Source organism: Pseudomonas sp. LPB0260, from assembly GCF_013388395.1.
Map to the genome: position 1 here is coordinate 1,038,423 of NZ_CP058247.1, position 21,785 is coordinate 1,060,207.

Annotated in this window: 18 protein-coding genes and 1 tRNA gene; 1 reads left to right on the forward strand and 18 read right to left on the reverse strand. The window is 68.3% G+C overall.

The window, feature by feature from the left end:
• Window positions 1-51: 51 nt before the first annotated feature.
• From LPB260_RS04450 to gabD, 8 genes are all read right to left on the reverse strand, one after another.
• Window positions 52-1,128, reverse strand: a complete 1,077-nt coding sequence (locus LPB260_RS04450; protein ID WP_208707433.1) for an FAD-dependent oxidoreductase — start codon at window positions 1,126-1,128, stop codon at window positions 52-54.
• Window positions 1,129-1,200: 72 nt separating this feature from the next.
• Window positions 1,201-1,920: a DUF3047 domain-containing protein gene (locus LPB260_RS04455; protein ID WP_208707434.1), complete on the reverse strand. Its 720-nt coding sequence runs from the start codon at window positions 1,918-1,920 to the stop codon at window positions 1,201-1,203.
• On the reverse strand, window positions 1,920-4,061 hold the full coding sequence (locus LPB260_RS04460) for an FAD-dependent oxidoreductase (RefSeq protein ID WP_208707435.1): 2,142 nt from the start codon (window positions 4,059-4,061) through the stop codon (window positions 1,920-1,922). Before LPB260_RS04460 ends, LPB260_RS04455 begins: the two co-directional genes overlap by 1 nt.
• Window positions 4,058-5,026 (reverse strand): hypothetical protein, encoded by a 969-nt coding sequence (locus tag LPB260_RS04465; RefSeq protein ID WP_208707436.1) that lies wholly within the window; start codon window positions 5,024-5,026, stop codon window positions 4,058-4,060. The genes LPB260_RS04460 and LPB260_RS04465 overlap by 4 nt, the downstream gene beginning before the upstream one ends.
• A 103-nt stretch (window positions 5,027-5,129) precedes the next feature.
• Window positions 5,130-6,509 carry a sodium:solute symporter gene (locus tag LPB260_RS04470; RefSeq protein ID WP_208707437.1) on the reverse strand — a complete coding sequence of 460 codons (1,380 nt, stop codon included), beginning with the start codon at window positions 6,507-6,509 and terminating at the stop codon, window positions 5,130-5,132.
• Between the two features lie 143 nt (window positions 6,510-6,652).
• Window positions 6,653-7,621 carry an arsenosugar biosynthesis radical SAM (seleno)protein ArsS gene (gene arsS / locus LPB260_RS04475; RefSeq protein WP_218281537.1) on the reverse strand — a complete coding sequence of 323 codons (969 nt, stop codon included), beginning with the start codon at window positions 7,619-7,621 and terminating at the stop codon, window positions 6,653-6,655.
• Between the two features lie 184 nt (window positions 7,622-7,805).
• Window positions 7,806-9,086 carry a 4-aminobutyrate--2-oxoglutarate transaminase gene (gabT, locus tag LPB260_RS04480; RefSeq protein WP_208707439.1) on the reverse strand — a complete coding sequence of 427 codons (1,281 nt, stop codon included), beginning with the start codon at window positions 9,084-9,086 and terminating at the stop codon, window positions 7,806-7,808.
• Window positions 9,087-9,197: 111 nt separating this feature from the next.
• Entirely contained in the window at window positions 9,198-10,646 is a 1,449-nt protein-coding gene (gabD, locus tag LPB260_RS04485; protein WP_208707440.1) for an NADP-dependent succinate-semialdehyde dehydrogenase, read from the reverse strand.
• A gap of 370 nt (window positions 10,647-11,016) precedes the next feature.
• Here gabD and LPB260_RS04490 point away from each other — a divergent pair.
• A tRNA-Arg gene (locus LPB260_RS04490) sits at window positions 11,017-11,093 on the forward strand.
• A 93-nt stretch (window positions 11,094-11,186) separates the two neighbouring features.
• On the opposite strand, the gene LPB260_RS04495 is transcribed toward LPB260_RS04490, so the two are convergent.
• The 10 genes from LPB260_RS04495 to LPB260_RS04540 all read right to left on the reverse strand — a co-directional run bounded on the left by LPB260_RS04495 (window position 11,187) and on the right by LPB260_RS04540 (window position 21,763).
• On the reverse strand, window positions 11,187-12,071 hold the full coding sequence (locus tag LPB260_RS04495) for a DMT family transporter (protein ID WP_208707441.1): 885 nt from the start codon (window positions 12,069-12,071) through the stop codon (window positions 11,187-11,189).
• 242 nt (window positions 12,072-12,313) lie between these two features.
• Window positions 12,314-12,955 (reverse strand): TetR/AcrR family transcriptional regulator, encoded by a 642-nt coding sequence (locus LPB260_RS04500; protein ID WP_208707442.1) that lies wholly within the window; start codon window positions 12,953-12,955, stop codon window positions 12,314-12,316.
• Window positions 12,956-13,118: 163 nt separating this feature from the next.
• Complete coding sequence (locus tag LPB260_RS04505; protein WP_208707443.1) at window positions 13,119-14,006, reverse strand: polysaccharide deacetylase family protein; 888 nt, start codon at window positions 14,004-14,006, stop codon at window positions 13,119-13,121.
• Between the two features lie 58 nt (window positions 14,007-14,064).
• Window positions 14,065-14,856, reverse strand: a complete 792-nt coding sequence (locus LPB260_RS04510; protein WP_208707444.1) for an enoyl-CoA hydratase — start codon at window positions 14,854-14,856, stop codon at window positions 14,065-14,067.
• A complete protein-coding gene (locus LPB260_RS04515) occupies window positions 14,857-16,053 on the reverse strand; it encodes a CaiB/BaiF CoA-transferase family protein (protein ID WP_208707445.1) in 1,197 nt (398 codons plus the stop codon).
• A gap of 2 nt (window positions 16,054-16,055) precedes the next feature.
• Complete coding sequence (locus LPB260_RS04520; RefSeq protein WP_208707446.1) at window positions 16,056-17,489, reverse strand: amidase; 1,434 nt, start codon at window positions 17,487-17,489, stop codon at window positions 16,056-16,058.
• The gene (locus LPB260_RS04525; protein ID WP_208707447.1) at window positions 17,486-17,887 is read right to left on the reverse strand and encodes a hypothetical protein; all 402 of its coding nucleotides are present in this window, start codon (window positions 17,885-17,887) and stop codon (window positions 17,486-17,488) included. Before LPB260_RS04525 ends, LPB260_RS04520 begins: the two co-directional genes overlap by 4 nt.
• Window positions 17,884-19,140 carry an MFS transporter gene (locus LPB260_RS04530; RefSeq protein ID WP_208710044.1) on the reverse strand — a complete coding sequence of 419 codons (1,257 nt, stop codon included), beginning with the start codon at window positions 19,138-19,140 and terminating at the stop codon, window positions 17,884-17,886. Before LPB260_RS04530 ends, LPB260_RS04525 begins: the two co-directional genes overlap by 4 nt.
• Window positions 19,141-19,654: 514 nt before the next feature.
• Window positions 19,655-20,314: a GntR family transcriptional regulator gene (locus LPB260_RS04535; protein ID WP_208707448.1), complete on the reverse strand. Its 660-nt coding sequence runs from the start codon at window positions 20,312-20,314 to the stop codon at window positions 19,655-19,657.
• 84 nt (window positions 20,315-20,398) lie between these two features.
• Window positions 20,399-21,763, reverse strand: coding sequence for an MmgE/PrpD family protein (locus LPB260_RS04540; protein WP_208707449.1), 1,365 nt, complete (start codon window positions 21,761-21,763; stop codon window positions 20,399-20,401).
• Between the last annotated feature and the right edge of the window lie 22 nt (window positions 21,764-21,785).

Genomic DNA, 21,785 nt, shown 5'->3' on the forward strand with positions numbered 1-21,785 from the left:
CCGCACTAAACAATGCCGCGCCCCCGGCCCTCGCCCCCTGGTCGTCCAGGCTCAGCCGGAAATGCTGTGGCGGCGGATAAAGCCCCGGTCCAGGTAATCCTTCCAGCGGCCGAACAGCTGGCCGCCGGCACTCCACTGCTGCCAGCCCATCAGGGCGCCGCCATCGCCGGTGGCGAGCAGCGCCAGGCTGTGGCGCTGCGGCTGGTAGCGGCGCAGCGCCTGGCCACGCAGCACGGCGCCGAGGTTGGCCGCCAGCACCGGCCCCTGGCGCACCGCGTAGACCCCGCTCTTGCGCGCCCCGGGCAGGCTGGCGCAGTCGCCGACGGCGAACGTCCAGGGGTGGGAGTGGCTCTGCAGGGTCGCGCCGATCTGCACGAAGCCGCCCTCGTCGCAGGCCAGGCCGCTGCCGGCCAACCAGGGCAGGGCCCGGGCGCCGCTGGCCAGGAGCAGGCGACTGCCGCGCCAGACCGGCTCGGCGCCGCTGAGCAGGCGCTCGCCGTCGATCTGCTCGATCGGGCAGTGCTCGCGCACCCGCACCCGGCGCTGGCGCAGGTGTCCCCAGGCGCGCATATGCAGGCCGGGGTTGTGGCCATCGAGCAACTGGCCGGCGCAGAACAGCGACAGCTCGGGCACCTGGCCGGCCAGGGCCAGGGCCAGCTCGACCCCGGCGGCGCCGCCACCGAGGATCGCCAGCGGCTGCGGCTCGGCCTGCCAGGCCCGCCAGCCGTGGAGAAAGGTGGCGAAGGGTTTCACCGCCAGGACCTGCATGGCGGCGCCGCGCTGCGGCGGGGCGGCCACCTCGGCACCGACGTTCAGCGACAGCCAGCGGGTCGCCAGGCGCCGGCCATCGTCGAGCCGAACCTGGCGCTGCTGCGGGTCCAGACCCGCGGCCTGGGCGACGATCAGCTCGACCTTGGCCGCGCGGCACAGCGGGTCCAGCTCGATGCGGCAGTCCTCCGGGCTGAAGCGCTGCGCCAGCAGCCCCGGCAGCATGCCCGAGTACCAGGCCTGCGGGCCGGCGCTGAGCAGGGCGATACGCCCGGGCGGCCGCTCGACCAGGGCCCAGCGACGCAGCACGCCGAGGTGGGCGTGGCCGGCGCCGAGCAGGATCAGGTCATAGTGGTTCATCGCGCTATCGGCTCTTCAAGGCTGGCCAGGCGCAGAGGATGGCGGCAGCGGGCGCCGTCGCGCAAGGCTCATTCAAGGCGCGGCGGGCTGCAGGCGCGGATCGGCGAAGTAGCTCTGCGCGCGCTCGCCGGTGTTGTCGCTGTCGGCGGCGAACACCACCCCGAGGATGCGTGACGGCGCGCTGCCGAAGGCGGCGATGGCATCGGCGCGCAGGTCGCGGCGCTCGCTCAGCCACTGCCCGAGCGGCGCGTCCGGACCACGCAGCACGCGCATCTCGACCTGCTCGGTGTAGGCGCTGCGGGCATGGCTGCCGGGCGCCTGGCGGTTGTCCCAGACGTAGCTGAGGGTCGCCGCCGGCAGGCTGGGGTCGTAGAAGGTGCGCGCCAGGCGCAGCTTCTGCCGGGTCAGGAACGGCAGGCTGGCCAGCGGGTAGTCGAGCAGCACATAGACCCGCGCGGCATAGTCGTCACCCTCGCGGGTGGCGAAGCGCGCCTGCTCCAGGCGCCGCTCGCTGCGCCACTGCCAGCTCAGCTGCCAGGGCCGGTCGCCGGGCAGATCGAGCGGGTGCAGCAGGCCGCCGGCCGCGGCATCGGCGTCGATGTGCAGCACCAGGCGACCGTCCCGCTCGACCAGGCTGCGGGTCGGCGCCTGCAGCTTGGGGATATCGGCGACACGCCAGGGCGGCGACCACTCGGCCGCCGGCGGTCCGGCCGTCCAGGGCGTGAGGACGTTGTCTGGCGCCGCCTGAGTGAGTGGCGCGACCAGCAGCAGAACACTTAGCAGCCGGCGCATCAGTTGCGTCTCCAGGTATGGAAACGCTCGACCCAGCGCAGCAGCGCCTGGGGCGCATGGGCGCGCTTCCACTCGCCGGCCGCGTACTTGTTGGCCTCGGCCAGGGTCGGGTAGCTGTGGATGGTGCCGAGGATCTTGTTCAGGCCGAGCTCGTGCTTCATCGCCAGCACGTACTCGGCCAACAGTTCGCCGGCCTGCTCGCCGACGATGCTGACGCCGAGGATGCGGTCCTTGCCCGGCTCGGTGAGCACCTTGACGAAGCCGTGGGCGGCCTCGTCGGCGATGGCCCGGTCGAGGTCGTCGATACCGTAGCGGGTCACCTCGTAGGCCACCCCCTGCTGCTGCGCCTCGCCCTCGGAGAGGCCGACCCGCGCCACTTCCGGCGCGGTGAAGGTGCAATAGGGGATCACCCGGTAGTCCGCCTTGAAGCGCTTGAAGGGGGCGAACAGCGCGTTGACCGCGGCGTACCAGGCCTGGTGCGCGGCGACATGGGTGAACTGGTAGGGGCCGGTGACATCGCCCACCGCATAGATATTGGGGAAGCGCGTGGCCAGGTACTCGTCGGTCTCCAGGGTGCCGTTGTCGCGCACCACCAGGCCCAGCTCCTCGACCCCGTAGCCGCTGACGTTGGCCACCCGGCCGAGGGCCAGCAGCAGGCAGTCGAAGGCGATGGTCACCTGCTCGCCGGTGTCGAGGCGGCGGGCCACCATGCGCTGCTCGCCGTCGACCAGCTCGAAGCGCTCGGCCTGGTGCTGCAGGCGCACGTCGACGCCATCGGCCTGCAGGCTGGCCAGCAGCGCCGCGCTGGCGTCGCTGTCCTCGCGTGGCAGCAGGCGTTCGGCCATCTCCACCTGGATCACCTGGCTGCCGAGGCGCTGGAAGGCCTGAGCCAGCTCGCAGCCGATCGGCCCGCCGCCCAGCACCAGCAGCCAGCGCGGCCGCTCGCGCAGGGTCCAGATGGTGTCCGAGGTGAACGCCTGCACCTGCTCCAGGCCGGGAATCCTCGGCACCAGCGGGCGCGCCCCGGCGGCGATGATCAGGTTGCGACTGCTCAGGGTCTCGCCGCCCACCTCCACCGTCCAGGGCGAGGTGATGCGCGCCTCGCCCTCGATCACCTCGACGCCCAGGCCGGTGTAGCGCTCGACCGAGTCATGCGGGGCGATGTCGCCGATGACCCGCTGCACGCGCTGCATCACCGCGGCGAAATCCACCTCGCCGCTCACCCCGCGCAGGCCCAGGGCCTCGCCCTTCTTCAACTCGTGGGCCAGCTTGGCCGAACGCAGCAGCGCCTTGGACGGCACGCAGCCGGTGTTCAGGCAGTCGCCGCCCATCTGGTGCTTCTCCACCAGGCTGACCCTGGCCTTTACCGCGGCGGCGATATAGGCGCTGACCAGGCCACCGGCGCCGGCGCCGATCACCAGCAGGTTGCGCTGGAACCGCTTGGGCTTCTTCCAGCCGGCGTAGACCCGGCGCGCCTTGATCAGCTCCAGCAGCTTGCGCGCCAGCAGCGGGAACAGGCCGAGCAGGACGAAGGCGCCGAGCAGCCCGGGCGAGAGGATGCCGCCCAGGGTCTCGAGCTGGCCCAGTTCGCGGCCGGCGTTCACGTAGACCAGGGTGCCCGGCAGCATGCCGACCTGGCTGACCCACCAGAAGGTGCGCAGCGGCAGGCGGGTCAGGCCCATGGCCAGGTTGATCAGGAAGAACGGGAAGATCGGCACCAGGCGCAGGGCGAACAGGTAGAAGGCGCCCTCGCGCTCGATGCCGGCGTCGATGCTGGCCAGGCGCCGGCCGAAGCGCCCCTGCACCCAGTCGCGCAGCACGAAGCGGCTGCTGAGCATGGCCAGGCTGGCCCCCAGGGTGGAGGCGAACGACACCAGCACGAAACCTTCCAGCAGGCCGAACAGGGCACCGGCCAGCAGGGTCATCAGCGCCGCGCCGGGCAGCGACAGGGCGGTGACCGCGACATAGCCGAGGAAGAACAGCCCGGCGGCCTGCCAGGGACTGGCCGCGACCTGGGCATTCAGCGCCGCCTGCTGGGCCTTGAGCACCTCCAGGCTGAGGTACTGGCCGAGGTCGAAGACGAAGAACGCGGCGATCAGGGCGCCGATCAGCGCCACCAGCAGCAGTTTGCGAAGGTTCATCCGATGTGGGTCTCCGGTGCACAGCCACTGTGCGAGTTGAGGGTGAAGCCGCCCAGCAGGGCCGCCGCGGGCGGCTCCAGGCCGACGCCGAGCAGCCGCGCACGATAGGACAGGGCAGCCGGGCTGCCCGCCGGCCACTGGCGGTCGAAGTCGGCGACAAAGGCATCATGGGCGTAATCCAGGGCCAGCGCCTCAATAAACAGACCATCGCGCTCGCAGCGATACAGCGCATGCGGATGCGGGCGGGTGGCGATGCGGCTGAGCAGGCCGTAACGACCGTCGGCGAAGTTCGGCAGGCCGGCGGCGCCGTTGTTGATCAGCGCGCCGTTGGCCAGGTCGAGGGCGACGGCGGCGCAGGTGTGACTGGTGGCCAGCACCTGCACGCCGCTGGCGGCGAACCAGGCATCCAGCTGCTGCCGGCGCGCCGGCGCGCTGAGTGATTCGCGCGAGCAGCCCCAGCCGGCCAGGGAGCGCTCGTCGCCATGGCTGATGGCCACCCGCCGGCCGCCGACACTGACCAGGGCACTGACCGGCCTCTCCGCCAGGCACGCGGCCATCCCCGGCAGCCCCCGCACCGTTTCGTTCAGCTCGGCCTGAATGGCGTTGGAGCGCGCCACCACGGCGTCATCCACGCTCATCGGGTAGGCGCAGCCGCAGCCGGCGCCGCTGTCGGCGCCTCGACCCAGCTCGGTCTCGACGTTGCCGCGCAGGGCCAGGTGGCCGGCCAGGCCCTGTTCCACGGCCTGGAAGATGGCCGGATCGCGGTCGAACCAGTGGGCATCACCGTTGAACACGGCGCGCGCCGCCGGCTCGGCGGCCAGCAGGCGTTGCGCGGCGGCCAGGGCCTGGCGGTTGCCATACAGGCCGCCGAGCACATAGAGCGTGTCGCAGTCGAACAGCGGCGCGCCGGCGAAGGCCTCGCGCGGCAGGCGGTAGTCCAACGGGCAGTCGCGACCGGCGCGCATCAGGCTTCAGCCCCCAGCCAATGAGCGGTAGGGTGCGCCGTGCGCACCCATTCCGCAGGCAGATGCCTGGTGCGCACGGCGTACCCCACGACGCCAAGCAGCATCAGGCAGTCCTCCGTAACCAGCCGGGCAGCAGGTAGCCCAGCACGCACAACCCCAATCCATACAGGTTGGTGCCCAGCAGCAGGGCGTACTTGCCCTCGCCGATGGCCCAGGCCTGGGGAATCCAGCCGAGGGTCAGGGCCAGGCCGAGGCCGAGGCCACACCAGAAGCTCAGGTGGAAACCCAGGCGAGTCGGCCGCACCAGGCCGTGGAGGATGAACACCGGGGCCAGGCCGATGACCATGGTGCCGCTGATGGTGGTGGCCTTGAGAATGTCGGTGCCGGCGATCATCGGCAGGTTGCCGAGCAGGGCGAACAGCACCATCACCGCCATGCCCACACCGATGGCCTTCTGCCCCAGGTCGCGGCCGGCCAGCAGCGGCAGCTCGCGCCCGGCCAGCTTGGCCAGGCTGGAGAAGGTCGAGTCCAGGGTCGAGCCGGCGGCCGAGACCATTACCACGGTCATCACCAGCAACGCGCCGATGCCCATGCTCTTGGCCAGGGCCGCCGGCACGTTGTCGCTGGCGGCCAGGCCACTCAGCTGGGCGTGTACGCCGATCAGGCTGAAGGCGAGGATGGCGAAGAAGCCCAGCACCCCGGCGACGATGAAGGAGCGGCGCATGGTCTGCTCCTCGCTGATGAAGCCGCGGTCGGTCAGCACCGGGTCGTGGAAGCCATAGCTGAAGATCTGCAGGCCGGCCACCAGCAGCAGGTCGACCCCGGCGTCCAGGGCCCAGTGGCTGGTGCTGGCCAGCTCGGCTGGCGAGTGCTGCGGCAGCACCAGGCCCAGCACCCAGACCAGGGCGACGACGAAGATCGCCGCCTGCGCCGCATCGGTGAGGATCGAGCTGCGCAGGCCGCCGCGCAGGCTGTAGGCCAGGGTCACGGCGGTGAACAGCAGGGCGGCGCCGATGAACTCGGCGCTGCCGGAGTCGCCGTAGTAGCCGCCGACCACCGCGGTGTTGCTCCACACCTCGTTGAACAGGCGGATAAGGATGGCCGCGGAGAAGGCCAGGGCCGCGCCGCGGCCATAGTGGCTGCTGAGAAAGCCGACCAGGCTGGTGGCGGCGAAGCGCCGGCGCAGGCGGTAGATGACCAGGCCGGTGAGCGGGATCGACAGCCAGTAGGTGGCGTAGGCCAGGCCGCCGACCAGGCCGTAGCTGGCCCCCAGGTTGGCGGCGTTGGTCACCGACTTGGCGAAGATCCAGCTGATGAAGATGCTCGAGGTCAACAGCCAGGGCGCCGCGCTGCGGCCCTGGCTGTCCTCGCCGTTGAAGAAGCCGCCGAGGGTCACCGCCCGGGGCGACAACGCCACCATCAGCACCCCGTAAGCCAGCAGAAAGCCCCAGAAAAACAGCCCGATCACGCCGCTTCCATCCATACGTCAGTCCTTATCAGTTGAGGGCGCCAGCAGCCCCGTAGCGTGCGCCATGCGCACCAAGCGCGAACAGCTCCGTAGGGTGCGCCGTGCGCACCAGCGTCCGCTGCATGCTCTGGTGGTGCGCACGGCGCACCCTACCGGCGCTAGTCATTGAGGGCGCCGCCGCAGCTTGAGCCCTGGCCGGCGGTGCAGGCGAAACAGTGGTCGCGGGTGACGATCGGGTTGCCATCCAGTTCGCGGCCAAGCAGGTCGCGCAGGTGGGCGCGCTCGCGTCCGATCAGCTGGCCCTGCAACTGCAGCGGCAGTTCGAGCATCTGGTTGAAGTCGCAGTCGTACAGGTAGCCCTGCCAGTCGACGCTGACCAGGCTGCGGCACATCAGCGTGTCGAGGTTCTCGGGACGGTAGCTGTCGCGCAACAGTTGCATGTAGTCGTTGAACTGGCCCTTGCTGACCAGGGTGCTGCCGAAACGGGCGATCGGCTGGTTGGTGATGCACAGCAGATGGTTGAAGACGATGCCGAAGTCTTCGCGCAGGTGGCGTTTGTAGTCGGCCTCCAGCGCCGCCTGGGGTGGCGGCAGGCGCGGACCCTGGGGGTTGTACACCAGATTGAGGAGCAGCTCGCTGCCGTCCTGGCCGTAGCCCAGGGCGTTGAGCTTCTTCAGGCCTTCGATGCTGGCGTCGAACACGCCATCGCCGCGCTGCTTGTCGACGTTGTCGCGCGAGTAGCAGGGCAAGGAGGCCGTGACCTCCACACCCTGCTCGGCGAGGAACCCGGCCAGGTCTTCGTAGCCTGGCTCGCTGAGGATGGTCAGGTTGCAGCGGTCGATCACCCGCAGGCCCTCGCGCCGGGCATGGGTGACGATCTCGCGAAAACGCGGGTGCATTTCCGGCGCCCCGCCGGTGAGGTCCAGGGTATGCACCGGGTGGGCGTCGATGACCTGGTGCAGCAGCGCCAGGCTCTCGTCGGTCATGGCCTCGGTGCGGGTCGGCCCGGCATTGACGTGGCAGTGCAGGCAACGCTGGTTGCAGCGATAGGTCAGGTTGATCTGCAGGGCTTCCAGGTGGCCACGACGGATCGCCGGGAAGGCCAGCTGGTCGAGCAGGGGGAGCATGGCGCGCACGGTTAACTCCTTGGCAAATACCGACTATAGAGGAGGCTCCGGCGCTTTTGTTACAGACCCGTCCCGGGCTGCGGGCTTTTGTTTTACAAATTCTGCACCCCTGGAGGGGCTCGTCCGACTCCGAAGACCGGGCAAAAAAAGACCCGCCTTAGCGGGTCTTCTTGCATCACCGGCCTCAGGCCAGTTCGTCGAAGCACTCCTTGATGATCGCCAGGCCCTTGTCCAGCTGGGCATCCGGCGCGGTGACCGGCACCAGCACCCGGAGCACGTTGCCGTAGGTGCCGCAGGACAGCAGGATCAGCCCCTTGTCCCGCGCCTTGGCGACGATCTGCCCGGTCAGCGCGGCATTGGGCTTGTGCAGGTCGCCGTCCTCGAACAGCTCCACGGCGATCATCGAGCCCAGGGCGCGCACGTCGCCGATGGCCTTGTGCTTGGCCTGGATCTCCTTCAGGCCGCTGACCAGGCGCTCGCCGACCGCCTTGGAGCGCTCCAGCAGCTTCTCCTCGTCGAACACCTGCATCACCGCCAGGGCCGCGGCGCAGGCGATCGGGCTGCCGGCATAGGTGCCGCCCAGGCCACCCGGGGCGATGGCGTCCATGTACTCGGCCTTGCCGCACACGCCGGCCAGGGGGAAGCCGCCGGCGATGGACTTGGCGAAGGTGGTCAGGTCGGCGGCCACGCCCATCTGCTCCATGGCGAAGAAGGTGCCGGTGCGCCCGGCTCCGGTCTGCACCTCGTCGGCGATCAGCAAGATGCCGTGCTGGTCGCACAGCGCACGCAGGCGCTGCATGAAGTCCTTGGGCGCGACGTAGAAGCCGCCCTCGCCCTGCACCGGCTCGACGATGATCGCGGCGATGTCGCGGGGTTCGGCGTCGTTCTTGAAGATGCGCTCGATGCTGGCCATGGCGTCGTCGCTGCTGACCCCATGCAGCGCACAGGGGTACTGGGCGCGATACACGCCGCCGGGCATCAGGCCCATGCCGGCCGAATAGGGCGCGACCTTGCCGGTCAGGCTCAGGGTCATCATGGTGCGGCCGTGGTAGCCGCCGGTGAAGGCGATCACCCCGGCGCGGCCGGTAGCGGCGCGGGCGATCTTCACCGCGTTCTCCACCGCCTCGGAGCCGGTGGTGACCAGCAGGGTCTTCTTGGCGAAGTCGCCCGGCACGCGCGCGGCGACCTGCTCGCAGACCTCGACATAGGGTTCGTAGGCCAGCACCTGGAAGCAGGTGTGGCTGAGCTTGGTCAGCTGCTCCTGCACCGCGGCGATGATCTTGGGGTGCAGGTGGCCGGTGTTGAGCACGGCGATGCCGCCGGCGAAGTCGATGAACTCGCGGCCCTCGACGTCGGTGACCGTGGCGTTCTCCGCGCGGTCGGCGAAGATCGGGTGGATCTGCCCCACGCCACGCGGAACGGCGGCGGTGCGGCGCTGCATCAGGGATTCATTGGTCTTGCTCATGACTTCCTCGGGGTAGGGTGCGCAAGGCGCACCGGAAAGTTATGCGTAGGGTGCGCCGTGCGCACCGAAAATTTAGCCAAGGTGCGCGCGGCGCACCCTACGAAAGGACGATCAGATACCCAGGCACAGGTATTTGATTTCCAGGTAATCCTCGATGCCGTACTTAGAGCCCTCGCGGCCCAGGCCGGAGGCCTTGACCCCACCGAACGGCGCCACCTCGTTGGAGATCAGCCCGGTGTTGATGCCGACCATGCCGTACTCCAGGGCCTCGGCCACGCGGAACACCCGGCCCAGGTCGCGTGCATAGAAGTAGGAGGCCAGGCCGAACTCGGTGTCGTTGGACATGGCGATCACCTCGGCCTCGTCCTTGAAGCGGAACAGCGGCGCCAGCGGACCGAAGGTCTCCTCCCTGGCCACCGCGGCGTCGCGCGGCACGTCGGTGAGGATGGTCGGCTCGAAGAAGCTGCCGCCCAGGCTGTGCGGCTTGCCGCCGGTGAGCAGCTTGGCGCCCTTGCCCACGGCGTCGGCAATGTGTTCCTGGACCTTGGCCACGGCCTTGTCGTCGATCAGCGGGCCGGTGGTGACGCCCTCCTCCAGGCCGTTGCCGATCTGCAGCTTGGCCACCGCGGCGGCCAGCTTTTCGGCAAAGGCATCGTAGACCGCATCCTGCACGTAGATACGGTTGGCGCAGACGCAGGTCTGGCCGTTGTTGCGGTACTTGGAGATCAGCGCGCCTTCCACCGCCTTGTCCAGGTCGGCGTCGTCGAACACGATAAAGGGCGCGTTGCCGCCCAGCTCCAGCGACACCTTCTTGATGTCCTGGGCACACTCGGCCATCAGCTGGCGGCCGATCTCGGTGGAGCCGGTAAAGCTCAGCTTGCGCACGATCGGGTTGCTGGTCAGCTCGCCGCCGACTTCGCCGGCGCTGCCGGTGACCACGCTGAGCACGCCCTTGGGAATGCCGGCGCGCTCGGCCAGGGCCACCAGGGCCAGGGCGGAGAAGGGGGTCTGCGAGGCCGGCTTGATCACCATGGTGCAGCCGGCGGCCAGGGCCGGGCCGGCCTTGCGGGTGATCATCGCCGCCGGGAAGTTCCACGGGGTGATGGCGGCGGTAACGCCGATCGGCTGCTTGAGCACGATCAGGCGCTTGTCCGACTGGTGGCCGGGAATCACGTCGCCGTAGACGCGCTTGGCTTCCTCGGCGAACCACTCGATAAAGGAGGCGGCATAGGCGATCTCGCCCTTGGCCTCGGCCAGCGGCTTGCCCTGCTCCAGGGTCATCAGGCGGCCGAGGTCGTCCTGGTTCTCCATCAGCAGCTCGAACCAGCGACGCAGCTTGGTCGCCCGCTCCTTGGCGGTCAGCGCACGCCAGGCCGGCAGCGCACGGTCGGCGGCCTCGATGGCGCGGCGGGTCTCGGCGGCGCCCATCTTCGGCACGCTGCCGAGGATCTCGCCGGTGGCGGGATTGTTGACCTTGATGGTCTGGCCGCTGTCCGCGTCGAGCCATTGGCCATCGATATAGGCCTGCTGACGGAACAGCTGGGTGTCTTTCAGTTGCATGGCAGTCTCCTTCAAGTCCCGACACCCAGGCGTCGGACGGTCGTTACTGGAGTCACGGGGCGGTGCCCGTCGAAAAGTCTAGCCCTCGCGATGGCGCGAGCTGGCGGCCCTGACGGGCCCATGCAGAGTTCGAACGGCTGGCGGCGCACAGAGTTCCGCACAGTTTCAATCTCTGCGTTTGAAATCTCAAACGAATCCTAGGGTCGGCTGGGGTAAAGGGCAATAGGCTGTTCGAAAAAATTAACGACGCATAGCGCCAGCTGGCAAGTACCGGTCGGTCCAGGGCAGGCTCGGGGCACTCGTGCAGAATCGCGAACATCGCGCCAGCATGGACGCCTGCCGGCTAGATGCGTATGATTGCGCCCGCATTGCATCCGTAGCTCAGCTGGATAGAGTACTGCCCTCCGAAGGCAGGGGTCGTGGGTTCGAATCCCGCCGGGTGCGCCATCTCAAACAAAAAGGCCCAGGTGAAAACCTGGGCCTTTTTGTTTTTCGTCTTCAGGACGCGCCAGCACGCTGCTGGCGGACGACTCCAGCGCCTCAGACCGGCTCACGCCTCGACCCGCCAACGGTTGGGTAGGCCAGCCAGGCCATGCCGAGCAGTATCAGAACGGCGCCGCCACAGGCCATGCCGGAGGGGGCCTCCTGGAACCATATGGCCTGCAGCAGCAGGGCAAACAGGCTGGCCATGTAGCTGTAGGCGATTACCGTGGCAGGCGGCAGGTGGTAGATGGCGCGGTGCAGCAGCCAGAAGGTCACCAGGGTGGCGCTGACGGCCAGATAGACCACCCAGCCGAGGTCAGCCGCCGTCATCCATTGCAGGCTCTGCCAGCGCTGTCCCGGCAGGCTCAGCAACGCCAGCAGCACGCCGCCGGCGAGCATGTTGCCGCAGGCCAGCGAGGCGGCGCTGCGCTGCGCGCCCAGCCAGGGTTTGCAGCGCAGGGTCAGCGGCGCGTAGAGCGCCAGCGCCAGGCAGCCGATCCCGTACAGTCCGTAGGCGTAGGCATCGAACCGGGCTTGGTCGAGGGCCAGCAGCGCCAGAGCGCCGCAGGCGGCGGTCAGGTTCGGCCAGAGTCGTTGCAGCACCGGCGTGCCCAGCAGCAGGCGTTCGCACCCGAGCGTGAGCAACGGTATGGTGACGAACAGCATGGCGATGTCCAACGCCCCGGTATGCTTGAGCGCTTCGAACATGCTGGCGAAATGTATCGCCAGCAGTCCGCCGAGCAACGTGTGAGCGGCCACGGCCGGCCGGCCTATCGCACTGCGTCGCCGCCACAGCAGGGGCAGGAACAGCAGGCCGGACAGCAGCAGGCGCAGGGCGATCAGTGGCAGCGCATCCAGGGTCGGGCCAAGTTCGGCGACGGCGAAGAATGACAGCGCCACCAGCAACGCCCAGAGCAGCATGCACAGATGGGCATTCAGCACGGCCTGCGCTCCCGGCAGATCGTCGTACGGGTCAGAACCGGGCCAAGCGGCCCGCTGACGGTGTGTCCTTGTTTCATATGCAGATCCTGTCGGTAACTGATTCCAGTCAGTAAGCGTGAGTGCCACCCGAAAAGCGCTGGGCAGGCGGAAGCCGATCACGGCGCAAAGGCGCAGCAATACCTTCGTTGTAAGTTGGCGCGGGGCTTCAGGCTCGCCAGGCGAAGTTGTCGCGAGCCAACGACTCAAGTCAGCGCGGCGCTATCGGCCACCAGGGACTTCAGCACCAGCGCCTGGAAGTGCTCTATCAGCCACTCGATTGAGGACGCCCCCTCGGCGGGGGGACAATCTGGCGCCCCCTCGAGCATGGCGATCAGCGCATGTACCACGGCGACCACATTGCCAATGGCGAACAGCCTCCGGCGCATGCCCTCGCGGATCATCTCGCCGAGCAAGTCGTGGTAACGGCGGCGCACTCCCTGGATATGGCGCTGCTGAGCAGAACTCAGGCTACGAAACTCGAACCGGGTCAGGGCCGCGCCCAAGTGGTTGGCTAGCAGGAAGCGGATGTAGGCGTCAATGTAGCTGCGCACCGCTTGCCGTGGATCATGGCCGTGGCACTGCTGCTTGCGCAGCACGTACAGCAGCGCCTCCTCGTAGTCCTCGATCAGCTCGTAAAGCAGGCCTTGCTTGCTGTCGAAATGGTTGTAGAGCGAGCCGGCCTGCACGCCGATCGCGCTGGCCAGCCTGCGTACGCTGACGCCGTTGAAGCCCTGCGTCACGAACAGCTCAAGCGCGACCACGCGCACCTGGTCACTGGCCGGCGCCAGCGAAGAAGCCGGCGCGCAGCTGGCGCGGGCGGACGAGACTCGAACGGACTGTTGCATTGGCTTTTACTCAGCAGGCTAATGCCGACCAGTCGGACTGGCCGGCGACACGACAGACAACGATCTTTTTCGCGACACATCAGAGCGCTTTCGCGGACAGCGCGCCGGTGCAGTCATCGCCCCATGGTGTTCGACCCTGAGCGCTCAGGACCGACATCGATGCCTACCTGGCCTCGCCCGGCTCCGCAGGCACCTGCTCGACATACCAATCGGCGATCTGCGTCCCGGTCATGAAGCAGACCCTGGGGGAGCTTTGCAGCAGGTCGAGCATCCGCTCGAAATAGGCGAAGCGGTGGGGCACGCCCATCAGGTGCGGATGCAGCCCCAATGCCAGCACCCGCGGCTGCGCTTGCGCTTCGCGCTCGAACAACGCGAGGGTCGTGGCGAGGCGCTCGAAGAACTCCGCCGAGGCGTGCTTTTCCACCGCGTAGATGACCGAATCATTCAGCTCCAGGTTGTAAGGCACCGAGAGCAGCGGGCCCTGGCGCGTCGACATCCAGTTGGGCAGATCGTCCAGCACCCAGTCGAAGACGTGATCGATCCCGGCCTGTTTCAACAACTCCGGCGTCTCGCTGGTCTCGCGCAACCCCGGACTCAACCAGCCCCGCGGGCGGGTTCCGGTAAACGCCTGGATCTTGTCCAGCGCCCCGGCGATGACCTGCGCCTCGTTCTGCTCGTCCTGCATCCCGCGCTGGTGCATGCCATGGCCGATGAACTCCCAGCCGGCGTCGAGCAGGGCCTCCGCTGCCTGCGGATAGGCGTCGATGACACTGGCGTTGAAGCTGGTCGAGGCCGGGATCCCACGGCTGCGCAGGGCCTCGATCATCCGTGGCAGGCCGCAGCGCATGCCATATTCGACCCAGGAGAAATTCGGAATATCGGGCACCGACTGGCGCCCGTGGGGCGGGGTGAGCAGGGTCCGCGGCATGGCCTGGTCGAAGCACCAATGCTCAACGTTGACCACGACATGGACCATGATGGAACCCGAGGCCGGGGCGCGCAGCGCTGGCCGCTCGGCAGGCATTGCATAGGGAATTCTTGGATTTGCCACGAACTTAGCTCTCTAGAATGCGAGACGGTGAGGGTCTCGGTTAACGGCAAGGGCGCGCTCAGCGCCCTTCGAATCTTGGCTCGCGGCGTTCGGCAAAGGCCCGCCGCCCTTCAGCGTAGTCCTCGCTGCGAAAGCACTGCTCCACCTGCCGGGCAACGGCCTGCGCGACAGCCGCCGGCACCTCGATATGCGCCGCACTGCGAATCGCCAGTTTCGCCGCGCGCAGCGACAAGGGCGCATTGGCCGCGACCCGGCCGATCAGCGCCTCGACCGCGTCATCGAAGGTCTCGGTGCCCAACACCCGATGCACCAGACCGCGCTGGGCGGCCTCTGCGCCGCTGTACTCGCTGGCAGAGAAGAACAGCTCGGTCGCCTGCGCCGCACCGAGAATGCTCACCGCGCGCTGCATGCCACGCAGGGCATAGCCGAGTCCCAGTCGCGCCGCCGGCATGCGGAACCGCGCGCTTGCCGCCGCGTAACGCAGGTCGCACGACAGCGCCAGGCCGATACCGCCGCCGAAGCAGTAGCCCTCGATCACCGCGACGACCGGGTGCACGCAGTCCTGCAGGGCGCTCTGCGCGCGATCGACGGCCTCGTCGTAGGCCTTCACCGCCTCGTCGCTGGAGCGCAGCGTGGCGAATTCGCGGATGTCCGCGCCGGAGACGAAGGCCCTGCCGCCCTCGCCGCGCAGGACGATCAGGTTGATATCGCCGCGCCCGTTCAGCTCGCTGACGATATCGCCCAGCTGGCGCCACATCGCCAAGGACATGGCGTTGTGGCGCTGCGGGTTGCAGATGGCAATGCGTGCAATCCTGCCGTCGAGGTTCAGTTTGATCGTGCCCGCTTCCATCTACACCACCCCCTGCTCGCGCAGTTCGAGCTGGCGCTCACGGCCGTAGCCGAGGGCGCTGAGAATCTCGTCGGTGTGTTCACCCCAGCCCGGCGCCGCCGAGGCGATGGCGCTTTCCGTACGCGCCAGACGCACCGGCTGGGTCACCACCCGGCGCGCCATCCCGGTTTCCGCGATCACCTCTTGCACCACACCCAGGTGCTGCACCTGCGGGTCCTCGAACATCTCGGGCACCGAATACACCGGGCCGGTCGGCACGCCCGCCTGGTTGAGCAGGTCGACCCAATAGGCCACCGAGTGACTGGAGAAGACCTTCTGCAACTGGGCATTGAGCTTGGCGCGGTTCTTCACCCGCAGCTTTTCATCGGCGTAGTCCGGGTCCTCCAGCCAGCCCGGCTGGCACAGCGCGGCGCACAGCCGTTGCCAGCTGCCTTCCCCCGAGGCGCCGAGGTTGAACGAACCATCCGAGGCCTCGAACAGGCCCATCGGGCTGCTGGTCGGGTGATCGTTGCCGGCCTGCCGGGGAATGTCGCCTTCGTTCAGGAAGCGGGCGGCCTGGAAGTCCATCATGGCGATCATGGTGTGCAGCAGCGAGGTGTGGACCCACTGCCCCTCCCCGGAGACCTCCCGCTCGAGCAGCGCGATGAAGATGCCCAGCGCCGAGTAGAGGCCCGCGGCGGAATCGGCCACGGCCAGGCCGGCGCGAACCGGCCCCTGCTCGGGAAATCCGGTCACCGACATCAGCCCGCCCATGCCCTGGACGATCTGGTCGAAGCCCGGCCGGCGCGCATAGGGACCGCTCTGGCCGAAGCCGGAAATGCTCGCCAGGATGATCCGCGGGTTGATCGCACGCAGCGACTCGTAGTCGACGCCGAGGCGGGCCTTCACATCCGGGCGCCAGTTCTCCACCACCACATCCGCGTCCTTCACCAGGCTGCGGAAAATCTCCAGGCCTTCCGGCTTCTTCAGGTTCAGGGTCAGCGAACGCTTGTTGCGATTGAGATTCTGGAAGTCGCCGCCGAGCCGATCGGCGGCAAACATGCCTTCGTTCGGGTCGACCCCCTTGGGCGGCTCGATACGGATCACATCGGCGCCGAAGTCCGCCAGCATGCGCACGCAGGTCGGGCCTGCCCTGACTCGCGAAAGATCGAGAACACGAAACCGGGCGAGGGCGTTGGAAGCACTGATCTTGGCCATGATTACCTCTTGGTACTTATCCGAGTGGAACTGCCGTCCGGGGTCAGGGGCAGGGGGGCGAAGCCCTCTGCGCCGAACAGGTCGCGCTCGACCCGGTAGGCAAACGAAAGCAGGGTTGTCTCGCTGAAGGGGCGACCAATTGCCTGCACAGAAACCGGCCGGCCGAGTGCATCGGTGCCGACGGGAAAGACGACGGAGGGGAAGCCGAGGTAGTTGACGAAGGGCATCAAGCGGTACAAAGAGCCCAGGGCACGACCGTTGAAGCGTGGCGACCGGGTATGCACCTCATCCCAGTTGGGCACCCCCTCTGGCAGCGCCGGCATCAGCAGGATGTCGGCCGCCTCGAAATACTCGGCCACCAGGCGCTTGGCCCACTGCGCGCGGCGCGCCAGCGCTTCGGCGTACCAGACCGCCGGCAGGGCGATGCCGGGCAACGCCACCGCACGCACCATGGGGCCGAGCGCCGTTGGCGACTGCCGCAGCCGTGGCAGGTGCACCTGGGCGGCCTCGACATGCAGCAGCGTCTCGGCGTAGCCGGTCAGTTCCTTGAGCCAGGGCGCGGCGCGCGGGGTGATCTGCCACGCACGGGGTAAATTCCGTGTGAAGTCGAGGAGTACCGCCAGCACGTCCTCGCGCACCGGCGCGGCGTCGAAGCAGTAGCGCAGGCGCGGCGCAGGGCTGGCGAGCAATGCCGTCTCCAGCTGCTGCGGACTCTCCAGCGCCGCCCGTAGCGTGCGCAGCCCGCGCGTCGCGGTGACGGCCAACAGGTGCGCGGCATCGGCGGCCGAGCGGGCAATCACCCCGACCGTGTCCAGGCTGGGCGCCAGGGGAAACACGCCGCTGCTCGGGATCAGGCCGCGAGTGGGTTTGAGCCCCAGTACCCCGCAGGTCGCGGCGGGAATCCGCACCGAGCCGGCCGTATCCGTCCCCAGCGAGGCGTAGCAGAGCCCGGCCGCCACGGCCACCGCAGAGCCGCTGGACGAACCGCCGACCACGGCCGCCGCGTCGAGCGGGTTGACCGGCTCATCGCCCTGCTCGCTCTGCCCGGTGGCGCCGCAGGCATACTCGGCCATGCACAGCGAGGCCAACTCGCTGGCGCCGGCGGCATCCAGCCGGGTCAAGGCCGGGGCGCTCAAGGCACGCCGGCTCACCGGCGGCGGTAGCCGATGGCCACAGCTGGCCGGCCGGTCGAGGCGGTGGAAGATGTCCTTGTGCGCCAGGCCGACGCCGTCCAGCGGACGGCGGACGGCCGCAGACTGCCTCGGGCGAGATGATTCGGCGCCGGGCAACTCATGGATGGCCGTGACGCAGCGATACTTCGAGGCGTTCGCGCGCAGGTGCGCCACCTGCGCGTCGAGGGCCTCTTGCACGCTGAGCCGTCCGGCGGCGAGGGCCTTGCGCAGACCACTCAGGGTCGCCGGCAATAGCGCGCTCATGAGCGCCCCTGCGGCGAACCGGCAACGCCGCCCAAGCGCCCGCCCGAATCCTCCTCGGCGCCCGGGAACACCCGCGCCAGCCTGGCGCTGACCTTGCTCACCATCACCAGTTCCTCACTGGACAGCGGCACATTCAAGGTGGCGAATGCAGCTTCGAGGGAGTAGCCCGGAGCACGTGCCACGGGCGCCCGCAACGCCGCCGGCGCGGTGATTCCGGTGGCCTCCTGAATCAGTTCGAGGCCAACCCTCACCTCCCGTGACAGGCTGCTGGCATGCTTGCCGATCAGCGCCAGCAGCTCTTCGGACAACGGCACGTCCAGTGCCACGGGCGACGGCTCGCCGGCGGGAAGCGCCGGGGACTGTACAGCCACTGGGAGAACAGGTGCGACGGCTTTCATTTTTCCCTCCGGACGAAGGCCAGGACCAGCAAGGTGGCGATCACCTGAAGCGTTGCCACCACGTACAGGCCGGCCGAAAAGCTGCCGGTGGCGGTCTTCAGGGACCCCATGAGATAGGGCGCGGCGAACCCGGCCAGGTTGCCGACGGAGTTCACCAGGGCGATCCCGCCGGCGGCGGCGGTGCCGGTCAGGAACGCGGCCGGCAGCGACCAGAACACCGGAAACGCCGCGAGAATGCCGATGGCCGAGAGCGACAGGGCGCAGAGCGCGATCAGCGGGCTGCCGAGGAACAGGCCGGTGAGCGCTAGTCCCGCACCGGCGAGCAGGGTCGCGAACGCGCAGTGCAGGCGGCGCTCACCGCTCCGGTCGGAGTGGAAACCGCTCCAGAGCATGGCGCCGGTACCGAGGATGAAGGGGATCGACGACAGCAGGCCGATCTGCAACTTACTGTCGACCCCGAACTCCTTGATGATCGACGGCGACCAGAACGCGATGGTGGCGTTGCCGCTGACGATGCAGAAGTAGATGGCGGCGCACAGCCACACCCGTGGGTTGGTGAAGGCCGCTCGTAGCGACGCATGCTTGTGCCCCGCCTGATTTTCCTGCTCGAGGGCGGCGGCCACCGCGCGCTTCTGCGCCGCGCTCAGCCATGTGGCGTTCGCCGGCTTCTCCGGCAGATAGAACAGCGCGGCGATGCCGGCAAGCACCGAGGGCACGCCCTCGATCAGGAACAGCCACTGCCAGCTGGCGTAGGGCCCCACGCCCTCCATGCCGCTCATGATCAGTCCGGCCAGCGGGCCGCCGATCACCCCGGCCACGGCGAAGGAGGTCATGAACAGGCCATTGATCGAGGCCCGCCGGCGCGCCGGGAACCAGTAGGTGAGGTAGAGGATCACGCCGGGGAAGAAGCCGGCCTCGAACACGCCCAACAGGAAGCGCGCCAGGTAGAACTGCCCAGGCGTGGTCACAAACATCATGGCCATGGAGGTCAGCCCCCAGAGGATCGCGATGCGGGCCAGGGTCCGGCGCGCCCCGATCTTCTCCAGGAGCAGGTTGCTGGGCACCTCGAAGAGGAAATAACCAATGAAGAAGATGCCCGCGCCGAGACCGTAGACGGCTTCGCTGAACTGCAGGTCGTCGAGCATCTGTAGCTTGGCGAAGCCGACGTTCACCCGGTCGATCCAGGCCAGGAGAAACAGCAGCCCCAGGAATGGAACGAGCCGCAGCGCGATCTTGCGATAGGTCGCCTCCATCGAAACGGCGGGTTCACCGGCGCTCGAGGACGGGCCTGAGCCCGTGGTAGTCGCCATGGTCATGGCTGCCTCCTGTGGCGGGATGCATCGGAACATGAACCCGGGACTGCGCCCGACGGCCATGGCCAAGGCTGGATTCCGTTTATAAATATATTTATAAACTGTTTTTTTACATTTACCAGCGTTTTTTTTACCGCAGCGGACGAATGATCGGTAGACCGCGTCTCCAGAGCATGGATCCGCGAGCACGCGGGCGCACGCCGGTGGCGGGCACGGCAGCGGCGTTGATGGGGAGAAGGACGGACAGCGCGAGCGGGGATTTCCAGGCCAGCGGCCGAGCAGGCGCTCGGTGGCGCGCCGCGGACAGTCAGCGCACCCGGGATAAGGCGGAGGGATCAGGCGGGGGGCGTCGTCGTCCCGCCATCGAGGCAGAAAACCGCATGGCGCCGGCGGCGAATGGCCGGCCGCGCAGGGGACTCAGATCAAGGGGCTGTGCCGCACCGGCACGCCGCCATCAGGCCAGCAGCTCCTGGGGCAGGGTTGCCACGAAAGAGGCGAACCCCTGCACGCCCAGCCCCGGACTCAGGTGGCGCACCATCGCCGTATAGGCGGCCGCGCCATCATGGTTCAGGATCGCCTTGACCACGTCCATGTGCTGCGCCCACGAGGCCTGCAGGTGGCCGATAGCGCCGAAGGCATGCTGCCGATAGGCCCCGGTTCGCGCGCGGATCTGGAAGATATGCTCGCGCAGGAACGGATTGCGCGAGCCGCGGTAGATGCGCTCGTGGAACTCCTTATTGGCCGCCTTCCAGGCCTCGAGATCGTTGGCCTCGACGACCGGGATGGCGGCGTCCAGCACCTGCGCGAGCTGGTTGCGCTCATCCTCGGTCATGCGCTCGCAGGCCAGCCGGGCGCACAGCCCTTCCATCTCCGCGAGCAGCTCCCAGAGGGACAGCAACTGCTGCAGGTTCATCTTGGTGACGATCATGCCGCCACGCGGCTGGCTGGTGAGCAGTCCTTGCGCCTGCAACTGCAGCATGGCCTCGCGCAGTGGCGTGCGCGAGATCTGGTACTTGCGCATGAATTCGGCCTCGTCGATGGCCGTGCCCGGCGGCAGGTCGCCGCTGCGAATGCCATCTTCGATCGCTAGCCTGATGCGTTCAGCTGCCTTCACTGGTGCCTCTCTCCTGGACTCGTGGCGGATATTGGATATCTGAGCGAGTCATAAATATACCAATACCGCCACTCGTGCAGCCAGTCAGGCCGGCGCCGTGCTCAGGTCGAGAATGCGCCGGACATCCGCAAGGTTTTCCAGGTCGTCGAGGGTGGCCAGCAGTTCGGCGCGCTGGGCCGCGCCGATGACCGCCGGCGCCGAACGCAGGCAGGCGTCGAACTTTTCCACCTGGCGCTCACGCACCAGCGGGCGCTGCGGATGGCCGAGGACCGCCGGCAGTTCGATGCGCAGTGTGCGGCCATCCTTGAGGATCACCTCGACCGACTGCGGCCCCAGGGCATTCTCGTCGCGCATGCCGTTGTCCAGCACCTCGACCCGCTGGGCCAGGGCCAGCCGCTCGGGATCGACCAGCTGGTCGGCATCGAAGTCCTCGATGCCCACGCTGCCGGTGAGCAAGGCGGTGGCGACGCAGTAACCCAGGCACAGCTTGGCGTAGCCCACGTTCATCCCTCGCACCGCGGGTCGCCCGACCAGGCGCACCACCAGCGGCGGCACCAGCACCCGTACTTTCTCGACGTCCGCCGCATTGAACCTGTCCTGGGCAAGCAGGGTCATGACCCCGTCGATGCCGCCGTGACAGGCGCGGCCGGTCGGAAAGGGCTTGTGGCTCATGCGCGCGATCTGGAAGTCGCGGCCAATGCTGTCGCTGACCCTGGCCCAGTCGGGCTGGCCATCGAACAGGGCGAAGTAGCCGTACTGCCCTTCAAGAATATCCTTGGGGCCGACGAAGCCGGCTCGGGCGAAATCGAATGCCGTGACCGCCGCGCGGGCATTCAGCCCGACCTGCAAGGCCACGGTCGGTGTCCCCTCGATATGCGCCTGCATGGTCCCGGACAGGTGGCTGTACATGATGCCCAGGGCGTTATGCAAAGTCGCCCGGTCGAAGCCGGCGAGCTTGCTCAAGGCCGCAGTGGCGCCCAGGGCCCCGCACATCGCCGGCCGGAAGAAGCGCATCGGCGCGCCCTGGGCCATGCCGATGAAGGCCGCCACATCCACCCCGAGCACCAGGGCGAGGATCAGCTCCTTGCCGGTCGCGCCGCCCTTGCGCTCGGCCTCGGCGAGCAAGGCCGGCAGGATCGACGCCAGTGTGTGCACCACGGCGCGGTCGTGGACGCAGTCGAACTCCTGATTGTGAATCTGGTAGGCGTTGAGCATCACGGCCGACGGCACCGGCAGGCGCTCCCCGGAGCCGAGCACCCTGGCATCGGCCGCGCCGCCCCAGCCGAGGGCCACCTGCTTGACCATGGGGTTGCAGGGATGCCGGGAGCCGGAAATGCCCACAGCGATGCTGTCCAGGATGAACACCTTGGCGGCCGCGATGGCCGCCGCTGGCAGGTCGTCATAGCTGGTCTCACTCACATGGTCCAGCAACTGGGTAATAGCACTCATTGGTCGCCTCGAAACTCTCTTT